A 5,595-nucleotide genomic window follows, 5' to 3' on the forward strand; every position below is an offset into this window, starting at 1 on the left:
TTCACATGATGCGGCCGGCCGACCGGCTTGCTGTAATCGTTGTTGTTGGTGTCCACCAGATTGGACTCGCCATTGATGCGGATCTGGACTTCGGCTTCTCCCGTCGTCTCCGTCAAGGAAAGCACGACTGCTTGCAGCATTTCCGCCGGCAATTGATGACCCGATTCATAAACGGCGTCTTCCAGGTCTACAAAGACAATGCCGTCCTTCTCTTCGATGCTCGCTACTTCCACATCCGGCAAAATAACGCTGTTTAACGCCTTTTTGTTCAGCGGCCCCGCAATGAGCTCATCCATAGCCGCCAATGCCGGCGAATCTGCTCGGGAGATCAAGCGAGTGATCGGCACGTAATATTGTTCGTCGTTCATCGTATCGGCCGAGAAGTACAGCGTCACAGGCGAAGAGTTCGTAATGGCGACGCCGTCCGCCAGCTCGATGTTAATGCCGATTGCACGGGTAAGCTCGCCATTAATCGGGAATCCCGCTACTGGCATTTCTGTCAACGGTTCGCCTTGCACGGACAGTTCTACGCCTTTAATACCGCTCATGGCGGTCAGCGTCCAAGTGATGGATTCGATAATGTCACGCTCGTCCGCCGCGTTGTAGCTAATAAACGGCTCGGAGAAGTCGACTTGGGCGATCTGACGCTCCTTATCGTAGTTGTAGCTCAAAATCTGTGTGCCTTGCGGTATCAGCGCGCGGAAGTCCTCCGGCAGCGTAGACGCGTATGTGCCACCATCCACCATCAGCTCCAGCGCCTTCTGTCCCGGCATCTCTTCGGCTCCGTAAGCGATCGGAATCGAGATTGGCGCCAAGTAACCGTTTCGATCTTGCAAATACACGGTCAGGCTGGAGCCCCCCGCTTGCCCGTCCACCGGAGCCTGTCCGGTAGGGTCGTTGTTTTCCGTCGTTTCCACCTGTGACGGTGGCGGATCGATCGACTTGCTTGTTTGCTGCGAGAACAGTCCGCAGCCTGCCGTAATGACCGGCAATACGAGTACGGCGGTTAATGCGGTATGGCGAATCCATCTTTTTTGAACCATGATTACAATTCCTCCCCAATGAATATTGCCTGTCGGCTTTGTACAACTCCTTATTTGTAGTACTATGTATACGAGCCCTTCCCTGTTTTAGACCAGTTTTGTCCACAAAATCATGAGGGGGAACAAAGAAGATGAGCAATCCCGCAAAATATAGCTTAAATAGTAAAAAGGTGGCTGAAGCCACAGAAGAATGGCTGGAGAAACGCGGAGTCACCAAAATGGAAATTGCCGAGCTCGTGCATTTCCTGCAGAAGGATTATTTCCCTGAGCTGACGCTGGACGAATGTATGATTCATGTAGATGCCGTGTTGTCGAAGCGCGAGGTGCAGAACGCCGTTCTGACCGGCATTCAGCTTGATATGCTGGCGGAGGAGGGCAAGCTGCTGCCCCCATTGCAGGAGATGATTCAACATGACGAGGGCTTGTACGGCTGCGATGAAATATTGGCCTTATCGATCGTCAACGTGTATGGCAGCATCGGGTTTACGAACTTCGGCTTCATCGACAAAGTGAAACCGGGCATCCTCGTTAGGCTTAACAGCAAGACGGAAGGCGAGATCCACACTTTCCTGGACGATATCGTCGGTGCCATCGCGGCGTCCGCGGCCAGCCGCATCGCTCACCGCAAGCAGGCGGAACGCGAGGGCGTGACGACGCCTCCGCTGGACTAGTAGCGCGCGGATAGCGGCTGTAAGCCGGGATGGTCGGCATATAGTCTTGAGCAAATAGAGGGCAATCCCCAAAGTCATCCAACGGAGACTTTGAGGACTGCCCTCTTTTGCGTAAGACATATGTGCTTCTACTCCAAGTAGGAGAAAATTATTCCGATTCGCTAACGAGGTTACCACTCGTCGCCAATACAACATTCAACGCGCTGTCTGGAGGAATGTCTTGTTGGGCAAATAGTGAATGGAGCGCACGAAACGAACCGTTTTTGTTTTGGCGCGCATGACGATGGAATGGGTCTCCGCCCGTTCATCCGGGAAATATCGGACGCCGCCAAGAAATTCGCCCGGGGTGACCCCCGTAGCCGCGAAAATAACATCCTCCGTTCCGACCATATCTTCCATCGTCAGCACCTTGTAAGGCTCAGCAATGCCCATCGCGATGCAGCGGTCGTATTCCGCCGCGTCGGCGGGCATCAATCTCCCCTGCAATTCGCCTCCTAGACATTTCAGCGCAGCAGCCGCGAGCACCCCTTCCGGCGCACCGCCCGATCCCACGTACAAATCAATTCCCGCCTCCGGAAAAGCCGGCGCCATAGCCCCTGCTACGTCCCCATCGGATAAAAATTTGATGCGAACGCCAACCTTCCTTAGCACTTTGATGTTCGCCTCATGACGGGTACGGTCGAGAATCATCACCGTCAGATCAGACACCTTTTTGTTCAGTGCTTCCGCCGCTTTGGACAGAGTCTCCTCCAGGGGATCCGTTATGCTGAGCTTGCCGACCAAAGCAGGCCCGTAAGCCAACTTCTCCATATACATATCCGGCGCATGCAGCAATTGACCTTTGCCCGCGACTGCAATGACGGACAATGCGTTATTCAGCCCTTTGGCGACGATCTCGGTCCCTTCCAACGGATCCACTGCGACGTCGACCTCGGGACCGTTCAAGCTGCCCACCTCTTCGCCAATGTATAGCATGGGCGCCTCATCCATCTCGCCTTCGCCAATGACGACCGTTCCCCTTATCGACACCGAATCGAACATCGCTCTCATTGCGGAGGTTGCGGCTCCGTCTGCTCCGTTTTTGTCTCCACGGCCCATCCATGGCGCCGAAGCCAATGCCGCCAGCTCCGTAACTCTCACAATTTCTAGCGCAAGCTCTCTCTCCATACTCGCTCTCTCCTCGTAGGTTCATCTCTTTTTTTGGTTGCATTCATCTATTAGCACTCATTTTCATTATTTAATATGTATCATATATTTAATTATGACGCAATATATAAGGGTGGAATCTTCATTAAATCATCATTTTTATTTTAGGTCCGTGTTTAAGTCGGTCACATCGATCTACTCTTCCCGTTAGGCTCACTTTTCCTAATTTAAGTCGGTCACACCGATCTACTCTTTCCGTTAGGCACACTTTTCCGAATTTAAGTCGGTCACACCGATCTATTCTTCCGGTTAGGCACACTTTTCCGAATTTAAGTCGGTCACATCGATCTACTCTTACCGTTAGGCACACTTTTCCGAATTTAAGTCGGTCACACCGATCTATTCTTTCCGATAGGCACACTTATCCGTATTTAAGTCACATCGATCTACTCCTCCCGTTACGCACACTTTTTCTAATTTAAGTCGACCAAATCGATCTACTCTTACAGTTAGGCACACTTTTCCGAAAAACAAAAAAGAGCCCTTACCATGTGGTAAGAACCCTTTTCTCCATTCACTATTTGTTGCTGTCTGCACTGGGACCACTCCCTGCAGCCTTCGTCCGCACCTGGAATGTTCCAGTAGGCACGTTTCCAAGTCAGAACGAGCCGTCCCCTTCGCTTACAAGCGAGCCGTACACCTCAAGCTCCCATAGCGAATATCCCCAAGGCGTGCCGCGAACGGTGCCGTACATCCGGATATGCCTTGCCTCTTCTCCGCCAAGCGCGATTTCGTCCAGTCCTCCGTTGCCGTTTGCCTCGCTGAACAGATCGACCCAATCTCCCTCGCCCGGAACGACGGCGGTTGATGCCTGCAGCTTGTATGCCTTGGCGTAAGCTCCCTCCCATTGGAGCGTAATGCCGTCCAGCGCATAAACGCCGCCAAGATCGATGGCGAGCCACTGCGGGTCCGCTCCGGTGACGGACTCCCAACGCGTGCCGGCGTTGCCGTCGAACGCGCGAGAAGCGGCCCCGGCAGCGCCGTTTTCGCTAGACGCGCTGGCGCCGCCAGCACGAGGGAGCGCCACATTAGGCGCTGCCGTCAGCATCTTTTGCTGCACCGATGCAACGCCATAGCCCGGCGCCTCGATCGCGATGGAATAAGTCGCGATAGCAGGGAATAGCTCCGCAGCAAGCGTGATGACGCCTGCTTCCATCGTCACCTGCGCGGGCGAAGCCGCCGCGCCGTTTACAAGCACGCGAGCTACCGCCGCGCGCCACTCCGCGTCATCGTCGAAGGTCAACGCGATGGTCTGACCCAGCTTATTGTCAACCGAGTCGGCGGCAAGGACCGGGGGAGCCTTCACTTCTTTGATCGCAACGTTGTCGATAAAGACGGTATGTTCCTCGTCCGGCGTCGTTAACGCCCCGCTCACGACATTGCCAAGAAGAAATTTCAGCGACAGGTTCACATTGGACGAAGGACGCAGCGTTGTCTTGTGAACGTCGTCCGAATTCGTCGTCAAAGCATATGTCACCGACTGGTTATTGTTGTAACCGCCAAGTTCCGTAACAATAGGCCTGCTTTCCGTCGACCACGCGTTGAAGCTGAGCTCATACGTCTTGCCGGCCTCCAGCCTGATGCCGGATTGGGTGAACTGCGTCGACCACCCTATCGGCACGTTCCAGGCGGGATGCATCCCCCCGTGCCAATGGATAACGGCCTTGGCCGCGTCGTTCTCCGCTGTAACCGTAGAATCCCCGCCTTCGCCTTCCCACACTTCCCAATTCGCTAGCCCTTGCGACATACTGCCGTTCAGGACAAGGTTGCCGTCGCCGGCCAGCATCTGCTGACGTACCGCGACATCCGCATATCCCGTCGACTTCAGCACGATATCGTAAAGTCCCTCTTCCGCAAAAACTTCCGCCGCGATGACGATCTCGCCGTCGCCCTTCTCGTACAAACCGGCGTCCAGCGCCATCCCGTTCACCGCGACCTGCGTCAGCGCTTCCGCCCAACCAACCGATGGAGAATGAAGCAGCGCAACGGCTTCGCCGATGCGATTATCCGATTCGTCCGGCATGACGGTCGAGGGCTGCAGAAGCGGCGCGTATTGCACGGCTAGCTTGACGTTGTCGATCGTAACGGAGTGCGCTCCGGCCGGGCTGTTAGCCGTCTTGCCGGTCATGATTTTGAGCGCCAAAATTTCGTCCATCGGCATTCTGAAGACGAATTCGAAGCGCCGTTTCTCCCCCGTCAACGCAAGCGCTCCAGAGAAGAACCGCCTGACATAACCCGCGTTCTCCAGCGATACCTCGATGTCGCGGGCTACGCTCGCGAAAGCCTCGAAGGACAAGACGTAGGTCAGGCCGCCTTCCAGCTTCAGATTCGACTGATTCAACATAATGTTCCAACCGGCTGAGCCGACGTTCGTCACGTTAATACGTGCCTCGCCCCCCACGTTCTCGAATGTCGCCGCACCGCCCTGGACAAACGGCTCCCAACCGCTCAGACCGAAATGGAAGTCGCCGTTGCGCACGGGATACAGATCAACTCCCGAGAAATCTACATTTCGGTTCGACGTGCGAATCAGGGTCACATTGTCCAGGTAAACGTCAACCGAAGAGCCGCCAAGCGCAATGTCAAGCTCCGCCTCCGCGTCCGACACGCCGGCCGGCATATCGAACTCCGCTACGGCAATCGTTGCCCGTTCCGTGCCGAGCAGCACGCTGAAT

The 5,595-nt window shown here is 55.0% G+C and carries 4 protein-coding genes; 1 reads left to right on the forward strand and 3 read right to left on the reverse strand.

Features of this window, described 5'->3' with window-relative positions; all coding sequences use genetic code 11:
- Positions 1 to 1,043: GerMN domain-containing protein (locus PAT3040_RS16910; protein ID WP_108993645.1), on the reverse strand; the 1,043-nt coding region annotated here is incomplete at its 3' end.
- A 131-nt stretch (positions 1,044 to 1,174) separates the two neighbouring features.
- Here PAT3040_RS16910 and PAT3040_RS16915 point away from each other — a divergent pair.
- A complete protein-coding gene (locus tag PAT3040_RS16915; RefSeq protein WP_087566564.1) occupies positions 1,175 to 1,714 on the forward strand; it encodes a phosphatidylglycerophosphatase A family protein in 540 nt (179 codons plus the stop codon).
- 195 nt (positions 1,715 to 1,909) lie between these two features.
- Here PAT3040_RS16915 and glpX read toward each other — a convergent pair whose 3' ends face one another.
- Positions 1,910 to 2,881 carry a class II fructose-bisphosphatase gene (glpX, locus tag PAT3040_RS16920; protein ID WP_108993646.1) on the reverse strand — a complete coding sequence of 324 codons (972 nt, stop codon included), beginning with the start codon at positions 2,879 to 2,881 and terminating at the stop codon, positions 1,910 to 1,912.
- A gap of 637 nt (positions 2,882 to 3,518) precedes the next feature.
- The coding region (locus PAT3040_RS16925) for a hemoblobin-interacting domain-containing protein (protein WP_181376668.1) at positions 3,519 to 5,595 on the reverse strand (2,077 nt) is incomplete at its 5' end.

Source organism: Paenibacillus agaridevorans, from assembly GCF_003112455.1.
Classification (GTDB): Bacteria; Bacillota; Bacilli; order Paenibacillales; family Paenibacillaceae; genus Pristimantibacillus; species Pristimantibacillus agaridevorans.

Bases quoted from the DNA above. Each gene is read 5' to 3' on its own strand.
- PAT3040_RS16915 (WP_087566564.1), top strand. From the start codon at position 1,175: ATGAGCAATCCCGCAAAATATAGCTTAAATAGTAAAAAGGTGGCTGAA.
- glpX (WP_108993646.1), bottom strand. From the start codon at position 2,881: ATGGAGAGAGAGCTTGCGCTAGAAATTGTGAGAGTTACGGAGCTGGCG.